This is a genomic window from Bacillus sp. FJAT-44742 (assembly GCF_002797315.1).
GTDB lineage: Bacteria > Bacillota > Bacilli > Bacillales > Marinococcaceae > Thalassorhabdus > Thalassorhabdus alkalitolerans.
This window is the reverse complement of the sequence record NZ_KZ454936.1, coordinates 3,042,178-3,067,464: the sequence shown is the minus strand read 5'-3', so window position 1 is coordinate 3,067,464 and position 25,287 is coordinate 3,042,178. Positions and strand designations below refer to the sequence as shown.

Here is a 25,287-nt window from a genome sequence, read left to right as displayed (position 1 = left end):
GAGGCTTTTTTATTGAAATTTGCCCTCGTTGAATGGCCTGACCCCTTTGGCCGAAACCACCCCTATTTCCTCCCGGAAGCCTGGATCCCTTCTTCGGCATTATTAAAAAGCGATCCCCAATCCATTAGTTTTTACCGTGAAACTCCTTCCTTTGAATTAAACCGTGCCTTTACCCCTCAAACTGATATTAGGTCTTTGTTAGCCGGCAAAGAACTCCTCCCGGATGAACTTCCTTTCTCATTCCAGATTCTTCGAGACTCTTACTTCAATGGATATATTTATTTTAAAAAAGGAATCGAAAAAAGCGCTAAAGGATATCACTGTCATCGCTGTGGCAATCATGGAAATATAATTACCTTTGCCCAAGTTCATTGTGCCCGTTGTGAAAGACTTTGTGTGTATTGCAGGAATTGCATCACGATGGGAAGAGTGGCAGAGTGCACTCCTTTGATCGGATGGAAAGGAGCCCCGCCACAGGAAAGCGAAAAGCGTGACTCTCTCTTAGCATGGGAAGGAGAATTTTCACCAGGACAAAAAATAGCAGTCACGGAGATAGAAAACAGAGTAGGGACAGAGCAGGAACTGTTACTTTGGGCAGTCTGCGGAGCAGGGAAAACAGAAATCTTGTTTCCGGGACTAGAGAAGGCTTTGCTGCTTGGACAGCGTGTACTCCTTGCCACTCCTAGAACAGACGTAGTGTTGGAGCTCCTTCCCCGTATGAAAAAAGCTTTTCCAGACGTGAAGGTAACAGGGCTTTACGGAGGCAGTGAGGACCGTGATGTCTGGGGCCAGCTGGTGATTGCTACAACTCATCAGGTTAGGAGGTTTAAGGATGCCTTTGATCTGGTGATCGTAGATGAGGTGGATGCCTTTCCGTATACATTTGATAAAAGTCTGGCCTTTGGCATTCAGAAGGCGAAGAAGAAGACAGCGGCTGTATTCTATTTAACGGCCACGCCCTCTACTGATTTAAAAAAACGAGTCCAGCAGAAGAAGTTAGACGCTGTCAAGATTCCGCGCCGCTATCATGGTCACCCTCTGCCTGAGCCTCGTTTTGCCTGGACAGGAAACTGGAAGAAGACTTTAGAAAAAAAGAAGCTTCCCCATGCTCTGCGGGACTGGTGCGGGAAGCGTCTGGATTCAGGGACACAGGCTTTCGTGTTTGTACCAACAGTCAAGGTATTACATCAAATAACACCGCTGTTGCAAAAGATGAACTCCAACATACAAGGGGTTCATGCGGAGGATGCCGAGCGCCGCGAGAAGGTTCAGGACTTTCGGGAAGGAAAGACTCCTCTGTTAGTGACGACTACGATATTGGAGAGGGGAGTCACGGTGAAAGGAATCGAGCTAGCGGTGTTGGGAGCGGAGGAGACCATCTTCGATGAAAGTGCCCTTGTGCAAATCGCCGGCCGGGCAGGGAGAAGTGCCGATCATCCAACAGGTGACATAGTCTATTTTCACTACGGCAAGAGCAAAGCCATGCTGGCTGCCCGTCGGCATATCAAACAAATGAACAAAGCGAACATCCTGTGACGGTGCCAGGCACCGAAAAAGGGTGATGGCAGTGTAAGCCTGTTGTAAAGGGATTTTCTATGACAAATGTTACAATTTGTGTATTGGTGCCAGGCACCAAAAGGGGTGTTTGCGGGCACAGCCCGATGTAATGGGATTTTCTATGACAAATGTTACAGATTAGGTAGGGTGCCAGGCACCCCCAAACCACCACCCCTAAAAAAGGAGGAGTTTTATTGTCTGTTCTGACGTATCGAAAGCTCGGTGATATGCCCAATTGCTTGTGGTGCGGGACCCCTCATCCCGTCCACGTCACTTGGAGCAATCTTTTATATGAGAAAGAAAAGCCCTTGCTATGTGAGGAGTGCTCAAACCGGCTGGAAAAGCTGGAGGGGAAGCTTTGCCACCTATGCGGCCGTTCATTGGAAACCTTGGATGAAAAATATATTTCCAATGATGATAGGTGTCTCGACTGTACGAGGTGGGAGGCTTCGACTCACTGGAGCGGACTCCTCGACAAGAACCGCTCTCTTTATCACTACAATGATTTTCTTCAAGAGGTCATCGGGCGCTATAAGTTTCGTGGTGATGCCATTTTAAGCTCCCTTTTCACAAAGAGACTCAACGACTATTACCACCAGGAATTTTCCGGTTATCACATCGTCCCTATTCCTTTAAGCATGGAGCGCCTTTCAGAAAGAGGCTTCAACCAGGCTGAACTTCTAGCCGCCACCATAACTCCTGATCAACCGCCTCTGCATTTTCTCCTGCAAAAATCCTTCTTCACGCAAATCTTTTCCTCACTAAAGGGAAATTCTCAAGCTCTCTATCTTCCTGATCTTCTCACCCGCACCCGCCACGAAACAAAACAGAGCAAGAGGTCAAGGGTGGAACGTATGCCACACCCTCACCAAACAGGATCTTCCCCTTTTGCCATCCCTTTTCCTGAATTGTTTTCGATAAAAGATAAACAATTTCTCTTAATTGACGATATATACACTACCGGCAGTACCGTTCGGAAAGCTGCAAAAATCCTCAAAGAGCACGGAGCAGCCGCTGTCTCCTCATTAACCATCGCAAGAGGATAGCAGAGAAATTTCTAGAAACCAAAGAAGAGGGTGATATAATGGCAAGTCTGGAAAATTGCCCAGAGTGCGGAAGTTTATTCGTGAAAAACCTTCGTAGTGTGTGCGATACCTGTCATCAAGAAGTTGAAAAACAATTTGAGCTTGTATACAGCTATATTAAAAAAAGAGACAACCGGACAGCGACAAGAATGGAAGTCTCTGAAAACACCGGGGTAGCGGAATCACTTATCTCCCGTTTTATAAGAGAAGGACGATTGCATCTTACTCACTTCCCTAACATGACCTATCCGTGTACGTCCTGCGGAGAAGAAATTAGAGATGGGAGTCTTTGCCGTTCCTGTAAGGAAAACATCAAACAGGGGCTTGAAGAAGATAGAAAAGACCGGGAACGCAAAGATAGAATAAAAGAAAGAGAAGCAGGAGCATACAAAACCTATCATTCTTTCAACGCAAAACAATAGCTTTTATGAGTAGGTAAGAGAATCTGTTTGCCTTATAATTAAAAAAGGACCATCACTCACCACCGTGAAAAAGAATGAGAAAGAGGTGAACCCGATGAATATCAACCCTTTTGGACCCGTTAATCATACAAACCCTTATCAAAAACAAGCGGAAACACATAAATCTGCACAATCATCTGAAAAAAAACACGACAAGGTTGAAATTTCAGAGGCGGCAAAAGAACTCCAGAAAAAAAGCAGCGTTGAATTGGAGCGTGAAGAAAAAATTCAAGCACTTAAGGAAAAAGTAGAGGCAGGGGAATACAAAGTAGATTCCCATGCTGTCGCGAAAAAATTCTATGAGTTCTGGTCGAAATAGAAATGAAATAGGGGCTGTCCTCGAAGCCGGGTTGGCCGAAAGAATACAAGGAAGCTGAAGCTTTTCTTAAACACCGTGACTGAACCTGAACTGATGGCTGCCCTTGTCTCTGGCCCCCCTTCAGCACACCCCCCTTGATTACATAAAAGAAAAGGAGCTTTTATAACAGTGAAAGAAATTTTTGAGTCACTGGCTGATTTGGTGAAGATTCACCAGCAGATGAATGACATAGCCATTCAGAAAACAGAAGTTATAAAAGAAAATGACATAAAAGGCTTGCAGACTGTGATTCAGCAAGAGACAAAGCTGTTGAAAGCTCTTCAGCTGGCAGAGGGAAAAAGACAAAAAGTAGTTTCCATCTTTCTAACGGAGCACCCTGACTTTGATAAAAAAGATGGAGAAGGCTCAATGAATGACCTTTTTTCAGCGATACCGAAGGATTACCAAAAGCCTCTGCAGACTCTTTATGATGGACTTTTAAAAGAGGTGGACAAACTGTCATCTCAAAATGAACTGAACCAGCAAATGATCCGGGATTCTCTTCAATTTGTAAACCTTTCTCTGGACCTTTTACAGCCGGATCAGGAAACGTTCAGCTACCAGAATCCCCATGAGAAGGGACAGGACAGACAGCTGAATTATTCAGCTTTTGACTCCAGGGCTTAACTATGGCCCGGCCGCGTTCCTAAAAAGACAGCCCAGCCAGGAGTTCATGGAGCCATATTTTAAAAAAAATCAATGAAGCAATTAGAACGGAGGAAGCACGGGATGACTTCAACTTTTCATGGGCTCGAAACAGCCAGGCGGGCAATGACGACCCAGCAGACGGCACTTTATACGACAGGCCATAATATAGCAAACGCCAATACACCAGGGTATACACGACAGCGTGTGAATTTTTCTGCAACGGAGCCTATGCCTCCAGCCTCCTTGAACGCCCCGCGTATTCCAGGTCAGATAGGCACTGGAGTGGAAGCAGGGTCCGTTCAACGGGTGCAGGAACACTTCCTGAATGTTCAGTACCACGGAGAAAGTGCCAAGGCAGGCTACTGGGATTCGGTCTATACTTCCCTTGAAAAGATGGAAGACATCATGAATGAGCCTACCGAGGACGGCATTAACCAGACCCTGGACCGTTTTTGGAACTCTTTGCAGGACTTAAACGCTAACCCGCAGGATTCCGGTGCCCGTGCTGTTGTAAGGCAAAATGGAATCGCCGTGGCAGAGGTTTTTAACTATACAGCTGATTCCTTAAAAGCCATTCAGCGTGACATAAAAGCAGATATCAATACAACAACGAACCAAGTAAATTCCTTGCTCCAGCAAATTAACGAGATTAATAAGCAAGTATCATCTATGGAGCCCCATGGCTACCTCCCAAATGACTTGTACGATGAAAGGGACCGGCTCATTGATGAACTGTCTGCTATTGCAAATATTCAAATAGAGAAGGAACCAAGCGGTGGACAGGCGAAAAGCAGTGCGGAAGGAAGCTTTACCATTTACCTTGCAGACGGGGATGGAAATCAGATCACAAAGCTGGTAGACGGTGCAAATCATGATTTCCGCCAGATGCAGATTCAATACGACAGTGAGGACCGGACCGCTCCTGTCTCAGCTATGACGCTGGCATGGGACAACGGGGACTGGGTGGACGGTGAGGCCCTGGATGGCCCCATAAACGATTTGTCCTTTTTGGATTCTCCGGGAAAAATGAAAGGCCTGGTCGCGGCATACGGATACATGGAAAATGGTGAAGTCAGGGGAACATACCCTGATATGCTGACCGAACTCGACCTTATGGTCACTACTTTTGTAGAAGCTTTTAACGAGGTACATGAGGCAGGCTGGACCCTAAACGACATTAGGAATGAAGAAAAGGGAGAGCCGATCAGCTTTTTCACGTTTGCTGAGCCAACCGCAAATAAAAGTGGCGCATCTCAGCTTTTACAAATTTCAGATGAAATTAAAAACAGCCTGAATCATATCGCTGCGGCTGCACCAACTGGAAATCCAGCAATCGCTTTTGCCGGAGACGGATCCAATGCCTTGGCTCTGGCAAATGTAAAAGACTTGCCTCTTGATTTTGGCGGCAATGACACAAACGTGCAAAGCTTTTATCAAAGTATCATCGGAGATATGGCTGTGGCCACAAACGAAGCCAACCGGATGAAAAATAACTCGGCAGCTCTTCGGGACAACATTGATCATCGCCGTCAATCCGTAAGCAGTGTCTCCCTCGATGAAGAAATGACCAACATGATTCAATTTCAGCACGCATACAATGCCGCTGCGCGAAACATTACCACGATCGATGAAATGCTGGACAGAATTATTAACGGCATGGGCATCGTCGGGCGGTAGATTACAAGATATCATCAATGTGAAAACGATAATTAGGTCAATTTGAGCAATAATTGGGTCAAAATGCAGATAATTGGGTCGTTTTGAACAATAATTGGGTCAAAAACGCAGATAATTGGGTCAAAATCTAAATTATTGGGCCAAAGCAGCAATTATTTCAATCAGCTCAACTCAAAACAGGGCCAGTTCCTAATAAACAGCTACTTCTGAAAAAATAAAGGCAGGTGAAATAGTATGCGTGTTACTCAGTCTATGCTTGCTCATAACTCGCTGGGCCACATCCATAAAGGGTACAACAACCTTGGTAACATCATGGACCAGCTTTCCACGGGAAAAAAGATTACAAGGGCTTCCCAGGATCCGGTTGTTGCGATGAACGGTATGCGGTACCGTACTCAGGTCACTGAGGTGGAGCAGTTCAAGCGCAATTTAAGTGAAGTCTACAACTGGATGGAGTCAGCGGACTCGGCACTTGATACGTCCACCCAGGCGATGCACCGAATACGTGAGCTTGCTATCCAGGCTTCAAACGATACATATGAATCAGGCCAGCGGGCTAACATGGCCAGTGAAATTGAGCAGCTGCTTGAGCATTTGGCATCCATCGCCAATACGAAAACAAATAACAAATATATTTTTAACGGAACCAATACGACAAACCCACCGATAGATATGGACCTGATGAACCTTGAACCGGGCGTACTGTCTGCGCCGGGAGTTAATCAGGATCTCTATGAAATTTCCTATAACGGTGAAATCTATCGCTATGATCCGGAAGCTGGGGAGCCTCTCCACTATGCCAACATCAACGAGGACGCTGACGATTATATCGTATTGGAAAATGAGAGCTTTGCCTACCATTTTCAAGCACCTGTAACGAATGAACAAGGAGTAGTCCAGCCTGGAGAAACGGAAGAGCAGACGCAGAACTTGCGTGCAGAAGACTTCATTGTTTCCCAGCGGAACGCCGTATCAACAAATACCCAGAACGTGGACATTGAGCTGATGAAAGGCATAAATATTCCGGTCAATTCAACTCCCCAGAAAGTATTTTCAAATGCTCTATTCGGTGACATTAAGCACCTGACTCGGGTGTTAGAGGATCCGAGCGCAAAAGGTTCTGACATCTCAAGCCTTATTGGCAGCCTGGATAAGCACATTGACAATATGGTAAACGAACGGGCGGAACTGGGAGCCCGCATTAATAGAGTGGAAATGATGGATACGAGGCTAAATGAACAGGAAGTTATAGCAAAGAGAATCTTGTCAGATAATGAAGATGCAGATTTGGAAAAAGTAATCATAGATTTACAGATGCAGGAAAATGTTCACAGAGCTGCGATGGCAGCGGGAGCAAGAATTATGCAGCCTACGTTAATGGACTTTTTACGATAGGGCAATCAGTGCATGAAAAGGGGAGAATGTGATGGAGATGCCAGTAATTCATATCACCCAGATCCCAGGGGAAACAGGTCGGAGCAGCCACAGACCGCATCTACAGATTCACGCTCTTTTCCCAAACATGCACATTGAGTAGGAGCACCATGACCTTGTCCAGATATCCACTACAGCTTCAAAGCTGTTCATCGACCAAAGTGAAGCTTTCGCCGATGCCGGCTTGAAAACACCCTATCGAGCTGCCACTGAACATATCCAAAAAGCCTCTCAGCAGCCTGCAGAATATATTGCTTTAAAAAATTCCGAAGGCGAACAGCTGAAAAAAATTGAACATGGTACCGGCGCCATACAACGAATTGCAAGGGAAAGGACCCAGCCAGAGCAAAGTGAACTTCACTTAGAATACATGCCGAAACATGCGTTTCGCGTTTCTTTTGATTTTCAGCCATCCACGGTAAGCATCCAGGCAAATCCAAATGAAACGACTGTACATGTGGAAAAAAGGGAACCGGAAATAAAGGTGGATCGCTGGGAAACGCAAGCTTATATGAAACAAAAGCCTTCTCTTTCCTTTCAGGTGGTTGGCAGTCACGTGAACCGCACTATGTAATAAGCCATAGAAAGGTGGAACAACATGAACATACAGTCGAAATATGTAGGGGAGATAGACATCGAGGAGCAGGACATTTTTTCTTTTGAAAAAGGATTGCCGGCATTTGAATCAGAAACACAGTTTGTTCTTCTTCCCTTCGATCAGGACCAGCTGTTTCAGATTCTACAATCTGTTAAAAGTCCGGAAGTTGCATTTGTGGTTGCGAGCCCATTTTCTTTTTTTCAAGATTATCAGGTGAAGCTCCCTGAAAGCCTGCAAGAACAACTTATGATTAAAAAGGAAGAAGACGTGGCAATCTTTACGATTCTTACATTAAAGGAACCTTTTAAAGACACAACGGCAAATCTTCAAGCGCCAGTCATATTTAATGTGAGAGAGAAAAAGGGAAAACAGCTTCTCTTAAACGACAGCTCCTATGATAGAAAGCATCGAATTTTTCCAAAAGAATTAGCTGAGGAGGGACAAAGGTAATGTTGGTGCTTACCCGGAAACCCAACCAGTCCATTCAAATTGGAGAAGACATTGAGATTAAAGTAGTAGCCGTTGATGGAGACCAGGTCAAACTAGGAATTGACGCACCGAGGCATATTGATATTCACCGGAAAGAAATCTTTTTGGCAATTGAAGAAGAAAACAACGAAGCTGCCTCCTCTGATCTTTCATTGTTAGAAAAACTATCACAACAATTGAAAAAGTAGAAATCTAAAATTTGATAGATTTCTACTTTTTTCGTTCTTAAGTTCTAGGTAAAGACTAGCGATATTTTTGTAAATTCGACTTTTTTTTGAAAAAAAATGAAAAAATAATACGATACTATTTCATTTTGTTAACATTTATGGGACAGACGCACCTTGTATAAATCGCTCAAGAAAGGTAATATTTACATTCATAAAGACGAATAAGTAGCAGTGTTAGTTTCAAAACATGTAGACAAAATTTAGGGGATATTGTCGAAAATTGCGGATACACGTGAGTCTGTTGCCAAGGGAAAAGAAACAACGATGAGGAAAGAACGTCAAGAGGGGGATACAGAAGTGAGAGGAATGCACGGTTCTGCAATACATGGGGGGAAGGTCCCCACAGTTTTATTTAATTCCTGCCAAGCGTTTGGAATAGAAACAATTGAAGAGCAGATAGAGGGCACCATTTACAAGTGCCAGGGGGAAGAGCTTTCAACATACTTGCAATCTGGTTTGAGCAAAAACTGCCTGTATTATATTGAAGTAGATCCTGAAGAGATCATAGAAAATATCAAATTAATAACAGATCAGGAGATTCTGTGCAGGCTTGGTGTTAATTTAGGTGAAGAACATGAGGGGAAAACAAACCATTTATTGAAACATCAGGTTTCACTACTATTGTGCGGAGATAGAGAACCCAGGGAATGGGTTGTACATTACCTACGAGCAATGGAATTTATGGTTTATATTGATCCAGTTTTCCAGCCGCGCTTTGTTAATGCTTATCGTTCACTATATAGGATAGAAACAGAATCAGAAAACAAACGGCTTGAGCTGATCTACGAAAAAGCAATGGAGAATTTATCAGAAGCCGAATGCCGGATATTAGAGAAAATCTTAGAAGGCAAAAGCAACCGCAAAATCGCAGAGGAATGCTACTTGGCGGTTGCAACGGTAAATAACCACGTCAGCCATTTAACGAAGAAGATGGCTGCGAATGACCGCACGCATACGATAAAGCGGGCAATTGAAAGCGGTTGGGTAAAAACATCTTAAATAAATAAGTATTATAAAGAGATAGAATAATAGTTTGAGAATAAAAGTTTTGGGTTAGCGATTCGCTTTATAGGCCTCCATTTTGTTGTACTTCCACCGGTTAATCATTTTGTGAGAGCCATTAAAAAATTTAATAAAGTAAATGCCGTCGTCTGTTTTATATAGCTTTACCCCGAGAAACTGCAAAGGGGTCCAAACTTTTCTCATGTTAAAATAAGGCAAGTGATTGTCCTCCTTTACTATTTTTTATAGGTTGAATAATAAAAAAGTCATGTTTCAAACATTGAAAATAAGGGAATAAAAAGAGTTTAAACTCTGATTAAGAACTTATTAATATTTTATAACGAATGACGTTCGTAATCAAGAACTTTTTGGTAATTTAATACCAGAAAGTTCTTTATAAAGCAAAAAAACAGAGAACGATAGGAGTTTCGCTCTCTGTTTGTACTCTATAAAATTATTTTTATCAAAAAATTCTCTTTAGTGAACAAAAATTCCGTCCGTTGAATGCTGGCAATGTCCTTATGTAGTCTCTAGGGAAGTGTAAGGGACAAAAAGAACAAGATTAACTGGCATCATTCTTTGGATTGAATTCTACAATACACGTGTGAGTCCTCTGCATCTGCTGTTTAATAGAATACTTACTCGCCCTTACCGTAAGCTTCTGTTGATCGGAAAAAGTGAGAACAGTCTTTCCTTTGTCTTTTGATGGAGCTGCATGCTCAAAGCCGATTAAATGGTGAATGAATACCCACTCATTGTCCGTCGCCAAATAAGACATGACGGGGAAAGCATAAATCATGTGATCCAGATTCACAGGAACAGGCCGTTTCTTCTGGATATTCGTTCGTTCTCTCACTGCCTTATTTCTCCCTTCAAGAGAAGCCCCGCCAGCAATACAGGCGTCATCGAGGATCTTAAGAGGAGTTTTCTTCGCAAGAATAGGTTTCTTTCCTTTCTCATAAATTAACGTCTTCGCTTCTCCTTTAAAGTATGGTACCAAAGCCAGCGTGTCCTTGTTTACAATATAATTCTCCACAACATCTTGTTCCATTTCTCGTCCTCCTCTAATGTATAATTATGTGAATATTTACTTTATATTTTTATTATACTCATGAAATTCCAAATATCTACAATTTGTCAGGGAATCTGTCATAGTATTTTAGTTTTGGTTACATATACCTAATTGCAGGTGCGGCACAAAAGAAAATTAGAAAAATAGTAAACAGTTTGCTTCATCCTCCGATATTACTTATGTAGGTGATAGCAGCGAGCCCTGGCGGCCGACAGGGAGCTGCTGATCACTAAATAAAAAGTATCCATCCACAAGGACGTGGACGGACAACAATCAAGGAGGATTTTACAAATGATTATCAATAACAATATTCCAGCATTGAACACACATCGTCAAATGGGTATCAATCAAAACAACATGCAGTCTTCAATGGAAAAACTTTCTTCAGGTCTGCGTATTAATCGTGCTGGAGACGATGCAGCTGGTTTAGCTATTTCTGAAAAAATGCGTGCGCAAATTAATGGTTTAGATCAAGCAAGCCGAAACGCACAAGATGGTATTTCTATGATTCAAACTGCTGAGGGAGCTTTAAATGAAACTCACAGTATACTACAACGAATGCGAGAATTAGCGGTTCAAGCTTCTAATGATACGAATGTTGAGGTAGACCGAGCTTCATTGAATGATGAATTCCAGGCACTAATTAGTGAAATTCAGAGAATAGGTGAAGAGACGCAATTTAATGAGCAAGATATATTAGCAGCTGATTTCACTGCTGAAATTCAAGTAGGTGCGAATTCTGGTCAAACTATAACACTTGAGTGGGCTGCTCAATTAAGTACTTCATTGGGTGAAGATGAAATAGATATTAGTGAATTAGATATAACGGACTTTGCTAGTGCACAAACAGCATTAGACACAGTAAGTGATGCGATTGAATCAGTATCTAAGTCTCGTTCAGCAATGGGGGCTCTGCAAAACAGATTAGAACATACTATTGCCAACCTTGATAATGCTTCTGAAAATCTTAGTGCTGCAGAATCTAGAGTTCGTGATGTTGATATGGCTCGTGAAATGATGGAAATGACAAAGTCAAACATCCTTTCTCAAGCTTCTCAATCAATGTTAGCTCAAGCTAATCAACAACCACAATCCGTACTTCAATTACTAGGATAATTCAACAAAAGGGAGCTCTAGCTTAAGCTGGAGTCTCTTTTGTATTCTTATATGGTGTTATTAAATTTTACCCTGGAACGAACTTAAAATAAATTTGAAAACACAGGGCGCTTACGCTTTGTTTTTTAACCTAAAGCCTTCTAATCGAAATTAGTAAAATTCCTTAAATTATAAATTAGTTAAAAAGACCTGATAAAATGCCGATATATAGGAAGAACTTAAAAATATAGAGGGGTTTCCTTCTTCCAGAAAGATATTATTTTGAATACAAAAAGGAGCTTATCATGTCGGTCATTGCTAGTAATATTGCTGCAGTGAATTCTTTAAATAGATTTCAGGATAACCAAGGAAGTGTAGCGAAGGCTCATGAGCGTCTTTCGTCTGGATTAAAAATAAATCGAGCAGTCGATGATGCTGCAGGATTAGCAATATCAGAAAAAATGCGTGGTCAAATACGCGGGTTGGCGCAAGCTCAAAGAAATGTCCAGGATGGTATTTCTTTAACTCAAACAGCAGACAGTGGTCTTGAAGAAATCCAAAGTATGGTGCATCGACAACGTGAACTAGCGGTGCAAGCTGCGAATGATGCGTTGACAGCAGAAGATCGTGAAAAAATCCAAGAAGAAATAGATGAGCTTAAGCATGGGATTAACGATATTGCAAACAATACTCATTTTAACGAAATTAACTTATTAAATAGAACAAGTGACGGGGAAACCGTCATAAGAACAGTAGAAGAGGAAGTTACGAGGACAGAAACTAGTGTAATTGACTTTGTTAGTTGTTATAGCAATAGTTATATAGTAAAAAGCCCTGGTAATGATTTATATGGTTATAACTTTGATTATGAGGAAAGTCAGGATTCAAACAGCCCGTTAGCTGCAGAAATTAACACATCAACAAGTAGAGTAACCATAACATGGGGAGCAAATAATGAGCCTTCTAGCTTAACGGATATTAATGACGTGATAACTGAAGCAGTTAGAGGAGCAAACATAGATACTGAGGTAATCTATGAAACAACGTCAGGCAACAGTTTTTCTTTTACGACCTTTCTTAGTGAACAAGGACAATTTGCAGCCCTGCATGATCGTGGGATCACCGAAGAATATACACGAGAAATAACAGAAACGGTAACAAGTGAGATTGAAGAAATTGTCGAAGGGCATAATGTTATTTTACAAGTAGGTCCCAACTCGCAAAATCATTTTAAGGTAGAATTAACGGATGCAAGAACTGGGTCCTTAGGAATTGATGAGATTGAAGTTGATCCTTTTGAAAGAGCAATGGAAGCAATTGAAAAGTTAGATGAGGGGTTAAAAAAAGTTTCTTCTGAACGAGGGAAATATGGAGCTTACCAAAATGCCCTACAACATATCCATCATAACCTTTCAAACAGTGAGGAGAACCTATCAGCTGCAAAATCTCGTATCCGTGACGTTGATATGGCTGCTGAGATGATGGAAATGACACGTGCAAACATTCTTTCTCAAGCTTCTCAATCTATGCTTGCTCAAGCGAACCAGCAGCCACAATCCGTACTCCAATTACTAGGATAATATCCTCTGCAAAAGCGACTCCAGTTTTAAGCTGGGGTCTTTTTTCTGCCATATTATTTCACGCGGTGTCCGCTGTTTTAAAGATGGGGAGATCACTTATGTTTCCAAAAGAGTAGATCCAATCAGTGATAGCGATGATACCAACCGAATGAGTCTATGTAACTAGTAAAATATGACTACTTACTGTATTATTATAAATAACAGTTGTTGCTTTTTTTGAAGGGAGAGGAATAGATGGGTGTGTTCAGGTCTGTTGGAAAAGGAATCGGCATGGTTGGCGGCGGAGTGATTGGCGGAGCGGTCAAAATTGCCGGGAAGGGTGTTGGGACGAGATTCCCAAAGACAGGGGAATGGATGGGTGAGGTTGGAAATGGTGTATATACAGCCTCAAAAACGATCATGGATAATACCGGACAATTTGTAGACGGGGTTGCCCGGGGCGGATACGGGATCGTGAAAGGGGATGCGTATCACAAAGAGGAAGCATGGTCGGATATGAAAGATTCCACCGGACGGACAGTAAAAGGAATAGGAAAGACGGTTAAATACACAGCAGATGGGGCAAAAGGCGCCTATACCGGATACCGTGATGGTGACAAAGAGCAGGCTATTGAAGGGCTGAAACAGGTTGGTACGGTCGCGGCTGTCTCAACGATGGCTTTTGGCGTGATTGATGTGCTGGATATCGGTGAGGCAGATGCAGCTGCAATGGTTGAGATTGACACTCAGAACTCTCATCTGGAGGGCAAGGTTCATGAAGTGACGGGTGTTCCCTTTGAGCGAAGTGTCATTGATCTTGGGAATGGAGAAACGGGCACCGGAGTGTATCCAGTGTTTGACTATGACTATGCAGCTACGATTCCAGTAGATCAGTATACAGAAAGTAATGGGGTACATATTTCAATTTCTAATGAGCAGCTTTACAATGATATTGTGGCAAATCCTCAGCTCGCAGAGGATATTGGCTTAACAGCGGAGGAGGTAGATCGTCTGGGCCAGGGAGAGACGCCTGAAGGATATGTGTGGCATCATCATGAACAGCCTGGAAGGATGGAAATGATGGACCGTGAAATCCACGATACCACCGGTCACTCAGGAGGATCGAGCCTGTGGGGACCAGACAGTGAAGGCTCTCCTTTTCACCATGCTGAATAACCTTTCCTTGGCCGCTTTATCAGCTCACCCCATATAAAATTGCTATCCACTAAGCTAACCTCTACACTAGGAGGGGTTAGCTTATTTTTATGGCCACACTACATAGCATAAGGAGGAGGTCATCGGATGTGGGAGTTACTGTTGTTAATGTTTGAGCGTCTCGGGATTATTGTAACTCTTGCTTTCATTATGACGAGGCTTCCTTTTTTTCGGCAGCTGCTGGATCAGCGGCAGCTGACAACCGTTCAGGCGTTTAGTATCACAGTGATCTTTGGCTTGTTTGGCATCGTAGGAACCTACACGGGCTTGACCTTCTCTCCGGAAGAGGGAGTGTTTTCGAGCTGGGCTGTTTCTGTGGGCGAGGATGAGGCGATTGCCAACTCAAGAGTAATCGGAGTCGTTGCGGCTGGTCTTCTTGGCGGGATAAAAGTAGGGCTTGGCGCTGGTTTGATCGCGGGCCTTCACCGCTACTCGTTAGGCGGCTTTACGGACTTTGCCTGCGGGCTTTCCTCGGTCATTGCCGGTCTTCTTGCTGGACTGATTCATTCTAAGCTCAAAAAGCAGAGAATTATTTCTGTGCCGGTTGCTCTTTGTGCCGGCGCGGCAGCTGAGGCCATTCAGATGGCTGTGATCTTAGGGGTGGCACGGCCCTTTGATCTGGCGTTAGCGTTAGTGCAGGATATTGGAGTGCCGATGATTGTGGCCAATGGTGCCGGAACGGCTATTTTTATTTTGATCATTCAAAACGTTATTAATGAAGAAGAGAGAATGGGGGCTCTTCAATCGCAGAAGGCGCTGAGGATTGCTGACCGGACGATTAATGATCTGCGCCAGGGGTTAACACCGGATTCAGCCAAGTCTGCCTGCGATATATTATTAAAAGAAGTAGAAGTGAGCGGGGTTGCCATCACCAATAAAGAAAGTATTTTGGCACATAGTGGCTTGGGGGCTGACCATCACGCAGGGAGCAGCCCTATTAAAACAAAGGCGACCCAAGAGGTAATTCAGTCAGGAAAAATGAAGATCGCAAAGGATGGAGAAATTGAATGCCGCGTTAAGGACTGTCCTATCAAAGCGGCCATTATTGCACCTCTTAAGCAAAAAGGAGAAACGATCGGGACGTTAAAGTTTTATTTTGAATCCGAAAAGGAAGTGACACCGTTAAACGTGGAACTCATGAGCGGTCTGTCTCTTCTTCTCAGCAGCCAGCTTGAGCTTGCTGAAGTGGAACATCAGCAGAAATTGGCCAGGGAGGCTGAAATTAAAGCGCTGCAGGCGCAGGTGAATCCTCATTTTTTGTTTAACGCTCTTAATACGATTGTTTCTCTCATACGGACGGATCCTGCAAAAGCAAGAAAGCTGCTGCTGGCTTTATCAAATTTTTTTAGAAAAAATTTGTCAGCTTCTGAGAAAAGCCTCTCGACGTTAAAGGAAGAGCTCAATCAGGTGAAGTCTTACTTAGCGATTGAAGAGGCTCGTTTTTTTGATAAGCTCGAAGTGATTTATGAGGTGGAGGACACTCTTCTCTATAAGGAAGTGCCCACGATGACGCTCCAGCCTCTTATTGAAAATGCCCTTAAGCACGGGCTGAAGGATAAATACAAAGACCGGAAGCTGAAGATTTCCATTCGAAAGGAAGACGGCAGGGCAAAGGTCGCTGTCACTGATAATGGAATGGGAATGACAAAAGAACGACTTTCTCAATTAAAAGAGCAATCGGTGGAGTCAAAAGAGGGAGCTGGCATTGGTGTGTATAATGTGAACCGGAGATTGGAAATGACCTTTGGAGAAGAGTCGGCTCTTCACCTCGAGAGCACTATAGGGGAAGGGACCAGTGTGTTCTTTTATATACGAACGTAAGGAGCAATGATCATGGAAAGGAGAGGCCATTTATGAAAACAGGACGTATTCGTGTCATTGTCGTAGACGACGAACCTCACAGCAGAAGTGAGCTGATCTATTTACTGGAAGAATACAGCCAGATCGAGGTGGCAGGAGAAGCCGATTCTGGACAGAAGGGACTGGAGCTTGTTCTTCAAAAAGAGCCGGATGTCATCTTTTTGGATATAGAAATGAGTCAGATGAATGGCATGGAGGTAGCGGAGCATCTGAAGAAAGTAAAGAAGAGGCCTCTCCTTATTTTTGCGACAGCTTATCCTCATTATGCTGCCAAAGCGTTTAGAATGGAGGCAACGGACTATTTACTTAAACCCTTTGATGAAGAACAGCTGGAAGAAACGATCAAAAGAATCGAAAAGATCCTTCTTTCTGACACTATGCCAGAAAACGCAAGGAAAAAAGGGAAGCTTGCTGTGGAAGGGCAAAATCGAATCGTTTACTTAGCCCCTGAGACCATTGATTATTTGTACCGGGAAGGAAGAGAAACGCTTATTCACAGCCAGGGGCAGCAGTATTCAACGAAAGCTACGTTAAAAGAGGTAAGTGAGAAGCTGCAGGGCTGGCCTTTTTTTCGTATTCATAAAAGCTATATTGTGAACCTTCAAGCTGTAGAGGAATTGATCCCGTGGGTGAATGGGGCCTATCAGCTAAAAATAAAGGGATACCAGGAAGAGCTTCCAGTAAGCAGGAATTTTGTAAAAGCATTACGGGAGGAGCTTGAGCTGTAATCCTTGCAGGTAGGTGACAATGGATGACATGTTACCATCAGTTTTCGACATGATAACCGATTTTTCACAAAAAAGTTACAAATTCATCTATAATGAAACTATGAAAGCGCATACAAACAAGTATACATCATAGATGAGGTGAGACCAGTGATTACTTTTTTGCTCTCTATTGTTATTTTAATTATCGGCTATTTCACGTATGGTAAATTTGTAGAAAAGGTCTTTGGTGTTAAAGATAAACGGATGACTCCGGCGTATTCAGTCAATGACGGAGTGGACTATGTGCCAATGTCCACAAAGAAAAACTCCATGATCCAGCTCTTAAATATTGCTGGGGTGGGCCCTATTTTTGGCCCGATTATGGGTGCACTGTATGGCCCGGTTGCTTTTCTCTGGATTGTACTAGGTGCCATCTTTGCCGGTGCTGTTCATGATTACTTGACAGGGATGATTTCCATTCGTAACAGAGGAGCTCATTTGCCTGAGCTGGCAGGTAAGTTTCTTGGTACGATTATGAAGCATGTTGTAAACGTTTTCGCCATCCTTCTTCTCGTTCTTGTGGGAACCGTATTTGTTTCCGCCCCGGCTGATCTTCTTAGCGGCCTGACGCCAATGTGGGCAACAACTGGTTTATTTATAGCTTTGATCTTTATTTATTATATTTTTGCAACGATGCTTCCAATTGATAAAATCATTGGACGAGTGTACCCGTACTTTGGCGCGCTCCTTGTCATCAGTGCGGTTGGAATTGGTGCAGGGCTAGTGATAACAGGAGCCCCGATTCCTGAATTAAGCTTTACCAATATGCATCCTGACAATCTACCAATCTTTCCACTGTTGTTCTTAACGATTTCTTGTGGAGCATTATCCGGGTTTCATGCAACACAGTCCCCGATCATTTCCCGGACGACGCAAAAAGAAAAACAGGGACGAAAGATCTTTTATGGAATGATGATTACTGAAGCGATTATTGCGATGATCTGGGCAGCAGCAGCGATGAGCCTGTTCTACGGACAGGATCTGAATGAGCTTCTTGCAGCAGGCGGTCCTGCTCTTGTGGTAAGTGAAGTGGCCATCACTATGCTTGGTGCAATCGGCGGTACGTTAGCTGTTCTTGGTGTTATTGTTCTTCCGATTACATCTGGTGACACAGCGTTCCGTAGTGCTCGTATGATTATTGCTGACTACATTAAGGTTGGACAAAAGAAAATCATCAAGCGTCTCATGATTGCCTTGCCGTTGTTTGTCATTTCTGTCGCGTTAACCTTTATTGATTTCCAATTGCTGTGGCGTTACTTCTCCTGGGCAAACCAGTCCACGGCGATGATCGCTCTTTGGGTAGGGGCTATGTACCTGCTCTTACAGCGGAAAAACCACTGGATAGCAAGTATTCCGGCAGTCTTTATGACAATGGTAACCTTCACGTATATCCTGAATGCTGAAATTGGCTTTGGTCTTCCGATGAATTCCGCTTATATCGGAGCAGCCATAGGAACGGCCATTGTGATTGCCTTGTTTACTCGCCGGGCAAAGAGAGAACTGAATGCCGGCCGAATTGATGTGGACGAGGTAGAACAAGATCATAAGGCAGCGTAATGATGAATCGAAAGCAGACCTGGCTTCTAAAAAGTCAGGTCTTTTCTTATTTTTATTTTACAAAGGTATGGTTCAAATGGATCCCGGCGCCGCTCCATTGCCAGCATTCCGACCCTTCCGTAGTGGTAATGGAGTTGCCTTCTTTTACAAACGACATTTGGCATCCAATCTCATCCGCGCTTTGAAGTGCTGTGCTGCCGTCTTTTACCGCATAGCCTTCCACTGAGCCTGCATGGGTGTTAGACACATGGATATCAAAGGTAAAGCCTGCGTCGTCCTCATTGGAAATAGTAAGAGATCCACCGATATCAGAGCTTCCGTCAACAAGCCATGCTCCTTCCCAGGAAGCAGCTGGTTCTTGTTCTGCTGGGACTTCTTCTTCAAGGACTTCCTCTTCAAGGACTTCCTCTGTTGGTACCTCTGCTGCTTGCTCTTCTTCGAAAGTTGGAAGGGTGCCCTTTTGTTCAAATGAGAGTTCTTCAGGCATGAGAACGTGGCTGAATTCAGTGAATTCTTTGGTCCAATCTTCAATTGTTTCTGGTACCAGAATCTCATTATTGGAGTAATACTTCACTTTTTCCTCATCAATAATCGCTGCCCACAAGGCATCTCCGTGGCCATGTATCAGGATCCCTTCCATCATGCCAGGCAGGCCTTGAACCTTCGCAGAGTAAGCCCCTCCATCGAATGAATCAATGATCTCCTCACCCTGGATCAGGTGAAAGGTAGATAAAAATAATTCATACTCATCACCGACCATGGCTTTAAAAAGGTCTTCCTGTTCGTCTGTGAGTACCCCGAGAGAGGATAGCGTATCAGGCTCGACTTCTTCTGCATGACCTTCCCCGTAAAACACTCCGTCGAATGTCACCCCGTTTCCGGAGTAGTATTTGCAATCATCACTCGATGAGACGAGAATGTTGGAATCCTTCCACTCAAAGGTTAAGGAACAGCTGTCAGGACCTTGATAGGTAGCCTGAAAGTCTTCATTCATCTTTGCATTTCCGGAAAGGTGGCCTACATTCGCTCCCTCTGAGACGTGAATCTCAAAAGAAAAAGCCTGGTCACCGTTATCCTGAATATCTAAAAGACCTCCACTTGTATGGCTGATTCTTTCATATGTACCGTCCTGAAAGACCTGTTGTTTCTTATCTTCATCCTCTGTTAGTTGTTGATTATTCTCCTGTGACTCTGGTGAATTGCCGCCTTGCGATGCTTCTTCGGTTTCAGTATTGCTTTCTATCTCTTCATTTTGCTCGGTTTCTGTATCCTCATCGCTGCCCGTGTTTTCCTCTTGCGCCGTTGTATTTTCTGCTGTTGCCCCAGATTCAGAAGGAGAAGGTTGCGTACCACACGCAGACAAAGCAAATAGTAAGCATAAATACATCGTCCAATACCTTTTCATCTGATCCCCTCCTTTCATGACATATGTACTAGGTAAATTATACAAAAAAGAAAGATGGATGCAAATAATTACACCTATGTACCTATAAAGTAATCTAGTAGCTATAAATATTCGTGTACTCTATTAACAATGTACAAAACGGAACGATATTACTTATATTGGCAGGATTTGGTTCGTTGTGCCTACTTCCATAAATATGAGTAAAGAAGGGTGAGCAGTGGTGAAAAGTTTTATTAACAAACTTAAGCTTGGAACGAAACTTAATGTATTAATTGTTGCGATTTTGCTTTGTTTTTCCACGGTGATCGGATTTGTTGTGCAAGGTCAAATTACAAACGGAATTGAAAGAACAGCTGTGGAAAAGGCACAGTCCGATCTTGCCTTAGGATATAGCTATATTGACGCCCAGTACCCGGGTCCGTGGCAGGTTGAGGATGGCGTCCTCTTTAAAGGTGACGTTGAAATTTCCAATAATTTCGACCTGGTTGACGAAGTTGGGGAAATGACAGATGGCACGGTGACAATTTTTCTGGAAGACACACGTGTAACGACGAATGTAATAAATAACGGTGAAAGAGCGGTGGGGACTCAGGCTTCCCAGGAAGTTGCACACACAGTACTGGAAGAAGGAAGCGTATATACAGGTCCAGCTGATGTTGCCGGAGTTACCTATCAAACGGCTTATCAGCCAATTTACGATGCAGAAGGCGAAACCATCGGAATGTGGTATGTAGGAGCATCACAGGAAATATTAGATGAAATTATCGGCCAATCTACCATTGTATTTTTACTTGTCTTAGTAGCAGGAACTCTTGTTTCAGCAGGGGTTGTGCTTTTATTTTCCAGACGTATTACGAAACGGTTATCAGGGGTTTCCGAAGCTCTTGCCTCTGCCGGAGAGGGCGATTTCACGACTGCGTTGTCGGACTCTTCGAAAGATGAAATTGGTTCGTTAGCCCGAAGCTACAACACTATGAAAGAAAGTCTTCGTCAACTCGTCTCTCAGGTTACAGAAAGTTCCCAGCAGGTGGCAGCTTCTTCTGAGCAATTAAGTGCCAGCGCCCAGGAAACCAATGCTGCCACGGAAGAAATCTCAAGTTCCATTCAAGAAATGGCAGCGGGGGCAGAAGAACAGCTGGCCAGTGCGAATTCAACAAATGATGTCGTGATGGAGATTTCAACAGGAATGAAGCAGATTGCAGGAAACATTCAGGAGATCAATGACTCCTCCCAGCAGGCTTCTTCGAAAGCAGAGCACGGTAGAGAAGTCATAGAACAATCTGTAAGCCAAATGAAATTCATTTTTGAAAAGACAAATGATACCTCCTCAATGATTGATCAATTAGGTAAAAAATCTAAGAAAATCGGCGATATCGTTTCTCTGATTACTGCTATTTCGGATCAGACAAACCTTCTGGCTCTTAACGCAGCGATTGAAGCAGCAAGAGCTGGAGAGCATGGAAAAGGGTTTGCGGTAGTAGCTGAAGAGGTGAGGAAGCTTGCTGAACAGTCAGGTGAATCATCAAAACAAATTAGTGAAATGATTCAGGAGATCCAAAAGGATATACAGAAGTCTGTAGAATCCATGTCCGAAGGCAAACAGGCCGTTAACGAAGGAGCTGATCATGTGAACCGGGCAGGCAGTTCTTTTAAAGACATTTCAGAAGCGATCCAATTTGTCAGCACACAAATGGAGGAAGTATCGGCAGCTGTTCAGCAAATATCTGCGAGCACAGAAACCATGTCCTCATCGGTACAGGAAACGGCCAAGGTGGCTGAGGATTCATCTGGTTATACACAGGAGGTGGCAGCCTCAGCGGAAGAGCAGAATGCATCCATGCAGGAAATTACCACTGCTGCCACAACACTTGCAGAAATGGCTGAGGAGCTTCAGGACTCCGTGAAAACATTTAAGTTATAGAAGAGCCGTTCTGGGTGCAGGCAGAAAAAATGGCCGAACCCTTTAACAATCTCCTTTTTTGGCCGATAAAAGAATCAGGTGAAAAAATCGGAGGGTGAATTCTTATGGAAATAAAAGGGACAGGCATACCAGGAGTTCAAGAAGTCATTCATTCCTCTCGCCACTACACACAATCAACCAGTCAGCATGAGAAGGCAGCTACAGATGAAAAGCAAGGCACAGAAGAGCAGCGCAATACCACTACTTTGGATCGTGAGAAGCTGTTGCAGGAAGTGAACGGGTTAAATCAGATGCTCGATGTGAATGCAACGGCTTTGAAGTTCAATGTTCATGACAAGCTGGAAAGGACATATGTCCAGGTGGTGGATCGAAACACGGAGGAAGTGGTACGGGAAATCCCTCCGGAAAAGTTTCTGGATATCGTTGCAGCCATGCTTGAGCATGTAGGGCTGATTGTCGATAAGAAAGTGTAGACCTGTTTATAGAGGTAACAACAGAAAAAGGACAAGAGAACATTCTCTGTCCTTTTTCTTTTTACCGCCATAAGAGTTCACTTTTTAAAAAATGGGGGATCAAACATGAGTGATATGAGGATGACTGGCTTTGCCTCGGGCATGGACATAAATCAAATGGTTTCAGACTTAATGAGAGCCGAGCGGGAGCCATTAAACCGGATGGAACAGGACCGCCAGCTGCTTCTCTGGCAGCAGGAGGCCTACCGGGAAGTGAACCGGCAGTTTGCTGATTTTCGGACAACGACCTTTGATGGAATCATGCGAAGGGCAAACATGACAGCAACAACGGTAAGCAGTACAGACGAAAGCAAGGTAACGGCTTCAGGATCAGCATCATCTGGTGAAGGCTCCTATACACTTTCAAGAGTTGACCGTCTTGCTTCAGCGGCAAGCAATGTCAGCAGTGATGAGATTCTCGGATCAGAAGGAAGACTGGACGGGGATGCTTCCTTATGGAGCCAACTCAGCACCCATGAAGGAATGAACTGGGAGACAAAGGAGCACCAGGAAACGATACAGGTGAACGCGGACAGTGGTATAGCTGTTCTGGAAAGTGGTGCAATTGACCCGGCAAGTGTAGAGGTACCAGGATTCAGTGTAGTCACTTCGGAAGAAGAGTTAAACGAAGGCAGTGTTTTGGTTGATGATGAGACGGGCACTCTTCAATTTCATGATTCATTTGAAGGGGGAGAGAGTCTTGAGGTAACATATCAATCCCACGTCTTTTCCTTTGATGCGACGACGTATGACAGTGAAGGAGAGGAGGTAACAGAGACCTTTGAATTTGCGGGCACAGACAGCTTACAGCAGGTGCTTGGTGACATTAATCGTTCCAGTCTGGGCGTTAACGCCTTTTATGATGAATTTTCTGGCCGGGTGGCGTTGGCCCGCAGTGATACGGGGCAGTATAACGAAGCCAGGGAAGGTGATGAAGCAAGAACCGCTGAAAACGCAGAAATCAAATTCTCTGACGGATTTCTACGTGATGTGCTCCATTTGGATGAGAGTAACGAAAGTGGCGGGGACAATGCTCAATTTACGATAAATGGCCTGGAAACGGAGCGGACTTCCAATTCCTTTACCATTGATGGAGTCAACATTACACTGCATGACACGTTAACGGAAAGACCTGTCATGCTGGGTGTCTCGACTGATACAGAGCAGGTTTTCGACCAGGTAATAGAGTTTGTGGACGAGTACAATGCACTGATCGAACTTGTGGATGGAAAGGTCTCGGAGGAAAGGTACCGGGACTACCAGCCATTAACTGACGAGCAGCGCAGGGAAATGTCTGAGAGAGAACAAGAAATGTGGGATGAGCGGGCGGAAAGCGGGATGCTGCGAAATGACCGCATGTTCTCGGGCGCCCTGGACCAGATGCGTCAGGATATGTACGGATCTGTGGACACAGATCAGGGGACCTTTTCTCATTTGACGGAGCTTGGCATTACGACGACCTCAAATTACCAGGACAGGGGCAGGCTTGAAGTAGATGAAGAAAAGCTTCGGGAAGCGATTGCTCAAGATGCAGAGGGTGTGTTTCAAATCTTTGCAGCGAACGGTGATTCATACGAGGAAAAAGGGGCAGCCCGGCGCTTACGAGAGACCCTTCAAGGCACCATCAAACAGGTGTCGCAACGTGCCGGCGGAGCCTCTGCCGCATCAAACCAGCAGTTTACAATCGGTCGCGAAATTGATCAAATGAATGACCGGATGACGAACTTTGAGCGACGGATGCAGCAGACTGAACAGCGGTACTGGGCCCAGTTTACCAGGATGGAACAGGCCATGGCGCAGGCGAATGCCCAGATGGAACAGTTAATGTCGCAAATGGGCGGCATGGGGATGTAAGGAGTATATATAGTAAAAACCTGTGGCACGAAGAGCTGGCCACAGGTTTTTTTACGAGGGTGGCAGGTGTTGTGCTATTGAACATGCATTTACCCTTTGATCACCGCGCGGCTGATGGGCGGTTTTATATTCCAGTAGTTTCCAGTTAAGGCGAGGAAATACATGTTTGACCCAATTATCGGCAGTTTTGACCCAATTATGATGAAGTTTGACCCAATTATCAGCAGTTTTGACCCAATTCATTCGAAAATCGACCCAATTAAGTCTGCGAATGTCCGAATGAGGTTTTACATCGACCAATTAAGTCTGCGACTGTCCGAAAAGAGGTTTCACATCGGCCTAATCACCTCAAAAACTACCGAATTCCAGTCAGCGTCCCTTTGCTCGGCCGCCGATTATCATTCTTTATAGTCCCAGAGTATCCGCCACTCCCTCTCTTCCTCGGTCACATAGACAAACTGTACAAAGTCAAAGTGACCGTATTTACCGACATAGCTTTTGGTGACCACAATCTCGTATACCTCTTCCAAAGGCTCACTATCTGCAAACATGCGCCATTCTTTTATTTTTTCAGGACTGCTCATTGTAAACTCATAATCTTCTACATCAAAGTGATTTTGAAAAACGTGGGGCCGGTCTGATATATAGCTGTCTCTTGGGAAATGTTCCTGCATGGAGGAATGAAACAGCTCCCAGGAAGAAGAAAATTTTGCTTCCTGCTCCAGTTCATAAAATTCTTCTACTGTCTTGGCGGCCTTTCTGGCATCAGAAGGCAGCAGGGCAGCTGCAAGCAGTACAAGGATGACTAAGCCGGCTGCAACCGGTACAAGGTGCGGGGAAAAAGGGAGTTTTCTTTTCACGAAAGGCCCTCCTTTGCAAGGTGTTTTACACGTATGTGTATTCTGCTGTCCAGGTAATTATTTCAGTTAGGCCG

Annotated in this window: 24 protein-coding genes; 20 read left to right on the top strand and 4 right to left on the bottom strand. The window is 44.1% G+C overall.

The annotated features are described in order from the left end of the window. The first annotated feature begins 12 nt into the window (after positions 1 to 12). The 11 genes from CEF17_RS15140 (at position 13) to CEF17_RS15090 (ending at position 9,533) form a co-directional block, all read left to right on the top strand. On the top strand, positions 13 to 1,536 hold the full coding sequence (locus tag CEF17_RS15140; RefSeq protein ID WP_232725526.1) for an ATP-dependent helicase ComFA: 1,524 nt from the start codon (positions 13 to 15) through the stop codon (positions 1,534 to 1,536). Between the two features lie 215 nt (positions 1,537 to 1,751). Then, the gene (locus CEF17_RS15135) at positions 1,752 to 2,603 is read left to right on the top strand and encodes a ComF family protein (RefSeq protein WP_100400263.1); all 852 of its coding nucleotides are present in this window, start codon (positions 1,752 to 1,754) and stop codon (positions 2,601 to 2,603) included. A 38-nt stretch (positions 2,604 to 2,641) separates the two neighbouring features. Next, positions 2,642 to 3,064, top strand: a complete 423-nt coding sequence (locus CEF17_RS15130) for a TIGR03826 family flagellar region protein (protein ID WP_100400262.1) — start codon at positions 2,642 to 2,644, stop codon at positions 3,062 to 3,064. 94 nt (positions 3,065 to 3,158) lie between these two features. Further along, positions 3,159 to 3,422: a flagellar biosynthesis anti-sigma factor FlgM gene (flgM, locus tag CEF17_RS15125; RefSeq protein WP_100400261.1), complete on the top strand. Its 264-nt coding sequence runs from the start codon at positions 3,159 to 3,161 to the stop codon at positions 3,420 to 3,422. A 168-nt stretch (positions 3,423 to 3,590) separates the two neighbouring features. Next, complete coding sequence (locus tag CEF17_RS15120; protein WP_157843057.1) at positions 3,591 to 4,088, top strand: flagellar protein FlgN; 498 nt, start codon at positions 3,591 to 3,593, stop codon at positions 4,086 to 4,088. 102 nt (positions 4,089 to 4,190) lie between these two features. Then, positions 4,191 to 5,786 (top strand): flagellar hook-associated protein FlgK, encoded by a 1,596-nt coding sequence (gene flgK, locus CEF17_RS15115; protein WP_100400259.1) that lies wholly within the window; start codon positions 4,191 to 4,193, stop codon positions 5,784 to 5,786. Positions 5,787 to 6,020: 234 nt separating this feature from the next. After that, on the top strand, positions 6,021 to 7,181 hold the full coding sequence (gene flgL / locus CEF17_RS15110) for a flagellar hook-associated protein FlgL (protein ID WP_100400258.1): 1,161 nt from the start codon (positions 6,021 to 6,023) through the stop codon (positions 7,179 to 7,181). Between the two features lie 163 nt (positions 7,182 to 7,344). Then, a complete protein-coding gene (locus CEF17_RS15105; protein ID WP_269799482.1) occupies positions 7,345 to 7,794 on the top strand; it encodes a DUF6470 family protein in 450 nt (149 codons plus the stop codon). Positions 7,795 to 7,818: 24 nt separating this feature from the next. After that, a complete protein-coding gene (fliW, locus tag CEF17_RS15100) occupies positions 7,819 to 8,268 on the top strand; it encodes a flagellar assembly protein FliW (RefSeq protein ID WP_100400256.1) in 450 nt (149 codons plus the stop codon). Then, positions 8,268 to 8,495, top strand: a complete 228-nt coding sequence (gene csrA / locus CEF17_RS15095; protein WP_100400255.1) for a carbon storage regulator CsrA — start codon at positions 8,268 to 8,270, stop codon at positions 8,493 to 8,495. Before fliW ends, csrA begins: the two co-directional genes overlap by 1 nt. 303 nt (positions 8,496 to 8,798) lie before the next feature. Continuing rightward, a complete protein-coding gene (locus CEF17_RS15090; protein WP_232725525.1) occupies positions 8,799 to 9,533 on the top strand; it encodes a response regulator transcription factor in 735 nt (244 codons plus the stop codon). 54 nt (positions 9,534 to 9,587) lie between these two features. On the opposite strand, the gene CEF17_RS20115 is transcribed toward CEF17_RS15090, so the two are convergent. Together CEF17_RS20115 and CEF17_RS15085 are read right to left on the bottom strand one after the other, a co-directional pair. Beyond that, complete coding sequence (locus CEF17_RS20115) at positions 9,588 to 9,740, bottom strand: hypothetical protein (protein ID WP_232725524.1); 153 nt, start codon at positions 9,738 to 9,740, stop codon at positions 9,588 to 9,590. Positions 9,741 to 10,098: 358 nt separating this feature from the next. After that, positions 10,099 to 10,587, bottom strand: a complete 489-nt coding sequence (locus CEF17_RS15085; RefSeq protein WP_100400253.1) for a competence protein ComK — start codon at positions 10,585 to 10,587, stop codon at positions 10,099 to 10,101. 312 nt (positions 10,588 to 10,899) lie between these two features. On the opposite strand from CEF17_RS15085, the gene CEF17_RS15080 reads away from it, so the two are divergent. The 6 genes from CEF17_RS15080 to CEF17_RS15055 all read left to right on the top strand — a co-directional run bounded on the left by CEF17_RS15080 (position 10,900) and on the right by CEF17_RS15055 (position 18,661). Beyond that, the gene (locus tag CEF17_RS15080) at positions 10,900 to 11,724 is read left to right on the top strand and encodes a flagellin N-terminal helical domain-containing protein (protein WP_100400252.1); all 825 of its coding nucleotides are present in this window, start codon (positions 10,900 to 10,902) and stop codon (positions 11,722 to 11,724) included. 284 nt (positions 11,725 to 12,008) lie between these two features. Next, positions 12,009 to 13,283, top strand: a complete 1,275-nt coding sequence (locus CEF17_RS15075; RefSeq protein WP_100400251.1) for a flagellin N-terminal helical domain-containing protein — start codon at positions 12,009 to 12,011, stop codon at positions 13,281 to 13,283. A gap of 234 nt (positions 13,284 to 13,517) precedes the next feature. After that, the gene (locus tag CEF17_RS15070) at positions 13,518 to 14,438 is read left to right on the top strand and encodes an HNH endonuclease (RefSeq protein WP_100400250.1); all 921 of its coding nucleotides are present in this window, start codon (positions 13,518 to 13,520) and stop codon (positions 14,436 to 14,438) included. 126 nt (positions 14,439 to 14,564) lie between these two features. After that, the gene (locus tag CEF17_RS15065) at positions 14,565 to 16,298 is read left to right on the top strand and encodes a sensor histidine kinase (RefSeq protein WP_100400249.1); all 1,734 of its coding nucleotides are present in this window, start codon (positions 14,565 to 14,567) and stop codon (positions 16,296 to 16,298) included. A 32-nt stretch (positions 16,299 to 16,330) separates the two neighbouring features. Continuing rightward, positions 16,331 to 17,065 (top strand): LytR/AlgR family response regulator transcription factor, encoded by a 735-nt coding sequence (locus CEF17_RS15060; protein ID WP_100400248.1) that lies wholly within the window; start codon positions 16,331 to 16,333, stop codon positions 17,063 to 17,065. A 147-nt stretch (positions 17,066 to 17,212) separates the two neighbouring features. Continuing rightward, positions 17,213 to 18,661, top strand: a complete 1,449-nt coding sequence (locus CEF17_RS15055) for a carbon starvation CstA family protein (protein WP_100400247.1) — start codon at positions 17,213 to 17,215, stop codon at positions 18,659 to 18,661. Positions 18,662 to 18,713: 52 nt separating this feature from the next. Here CEF17_RS15055 and CEF17_RS15050 read toward each other — a convergent pair whose 3' ends face one another. Further along, on the bottom strand, positions 18,714 to 20,066 hold the full coding sequence (locus CEF17_RS15050) for a hypothetical protein (protein ID WP_100400246.1): 1,353 nt from the start codon (positions 20,064 to 20,066) through the stop codon (positions 18,714 to 18,716). A 220-nt stretch (positions 20,067 to 20,286) separates the two neighbouring features. Here CEF17_RS15050 and CEF17_RS15045 point away from each other — a divergent pair, with 220 nt between their 5' ends. The 3 genes from CEF17_RS15045 to CEF17_RS15035 all read left to right on the top strand — a co-directional run bounded on the left by CEF17_RS15045 (position 20,287) and on the right by CEF17_RS15035 (position 24,353). Beyond that, the gene (locus CEF17_RS15045) at positions 20,287 to 21,987 is read left to right on the top strand and encodes a methyl-accepting chemotaxis protein (RefSeq protein WP_100400245.1); all 1,701 of its coding nucleotides are present in this window, start codon (positions 20,287 to 20,289) and stop codon (positions 21,985 to 21,987) included. Between the two features lie 104 nt (positions 21,988 to 22,091). Further along, positions 22,092 to 22,460, top strand: a complete 369-nt coding sequence (gene flaG / locus CEF17_RS15040; RefSeq protein ID WP_100400244.1) for a flagellar protein FlaG — start codon at positions 22,092 to 22,094, stop codon at positions 22,458 to 22,460. 105 nt (positions 22,461 to 22,565) lie between these two features. Then, on the top strand, positions 22,566 to 24,353 hold the full coding sequence (locus CEF17_RS15035; RefSeq protein ID WP_100400243.1) for a flagellar hook-associated protein 2: 1,788 nt from the start codon (positions 22,566 to 22,568) through the stop codon (positions 24,351 to 24,353). A 398-nt stretch (positions 24,354 to 24,751) separates the two neighbouring features. Here CEF17_RS15035 and CEF17_RS15025 read toward each other — a convergent pair whose 3' ends face one another. Next, positions 24,752 to 25,213 (bottom strand): hypothetical protein, encoded by a 462-nt coding sequence (locus tag CEF17_RS15025; protein ID WP_100400241.1) that lies wholly within the window; start codon positions 25,211 to 25,213, stop codon positions 24,752 to 24,754. Positions 25,214 to 25,287 lie beyond the last annotated feature (74 nt).

Bases quoted from the DNA above. Each gene is read 5' to 3' on its own strand.
- CEF17_RS15130 (WP_100400262.1), top strand. From the start codon at position 2,642: ATGGCAAGTCTGGAAAATTGCCCAGAGTGCGGAAGTTTATTCGTGAAA.
- flgM (WP_100400261.1), top strand. From the start codon at position 3,159: ATGAATATCAACCCTTTTGGACCCGTTAATCATACAAACCCTTATCAA.
- CEF17_RS15060 (WP_100400248.1), top strand. From the start codon at position 16,331: ATGAAAACAGGACGTATTCGTGTCATTGTCGTAGACGACGAACCTCAC.
- CEF17_RS15035 (WP_100400243.1), top strand. From the start codon at position 22,566: ATGAGTGATATGAGGATGACTGGCTTTGCCTCGGGCATGGACATAAAT.
- CEF17_RS15050 (WP_100400246.1), bottom strand. From the start codon at position 20,066: ATGAAAAGGTATTGGACGATGTATTTATGCTTACTATTTGCTTTGTCT.
- CEF17_RS15080 (WP_100400252.1), top strand. From the start codon at position 10,900: ATGATTATCAATAACAATATTCCAGCATTGAACACACATCGTCAAATG.
- CEF17_RS15090 (WP_232725525.1), top strand. From the start codon at position 8,799: ATGAGGAAAGAACGTCAAGAGGGGGATACAGAAGTGAGAGGAATGCAC.
- flgL (WP_100400258.1), top strand. From the start codon at position 6,021: ATGCGTGTTACTCAGTCTATGCTTGCTCATAACTCGCTGGGCCACATC.
- CEF17_RS15065 (WP_100400249.1), top strand. From the start codon at position 14,565: ATGTGGGAGTTACTGTTGTTAATGTTTGAGCGTCTCGGGATTATTGTA.
- csrA (WP_100400255.1), top strand. From the start codon at position 8,268: ATGTTGGTGCTTACCCGGAAACCCAACCAGTCCATTCAAATTGGAGAA.
- CEF17_RS15070 (WP_100400250.1), top strand. From the start codon at position 13,518: ATGGGTGTGTTCAGGTCTGTTGGAAAAGGAATCGGCATGGTTGGCGGC.
- flgK (WP_100400259.1), top strand. From the start codon at position 4,191: ATGACTTCAACTTTTCATGGGCTCGAAACAGCCAGGCGGGCAATGACG.
- CEF17_RS20115 (WP_232725524.1), bottom strand. From the start codon at position 9,740: ATGAGAAAAGTTTGGACCCCTTTGCAGTTTCTCGGGGTAAAGCTATAT.
- CEF17_RS15085 (WP_100400253.1), bottom strand. From the start codon at position 10,587: ATGGAACAAGATGTTGTGGAGAATTATATTGTAAACAAGGACACGCTG.
- flaG (WP_100400244.1), top strand. From the start codon at position 22,092: ATGGAAATAAAAGGGACAGGCATACCAGGAGTTCAAGAAGTCATTCAT.
- CEF17_RS15075 (WP_100400251.1), top strand. From the start codon at position 12,009: ATGTCGGTCATTGCTAGTAATATTGCTGCAGTGAATTCTTTAAATAGA.
- fliW (WP_100400256.1), top strand. From the start codon at position 7,819: ATGAACATACAGTCGAAATATGTAGGGGAGATAGACATCGAGGAGCAG.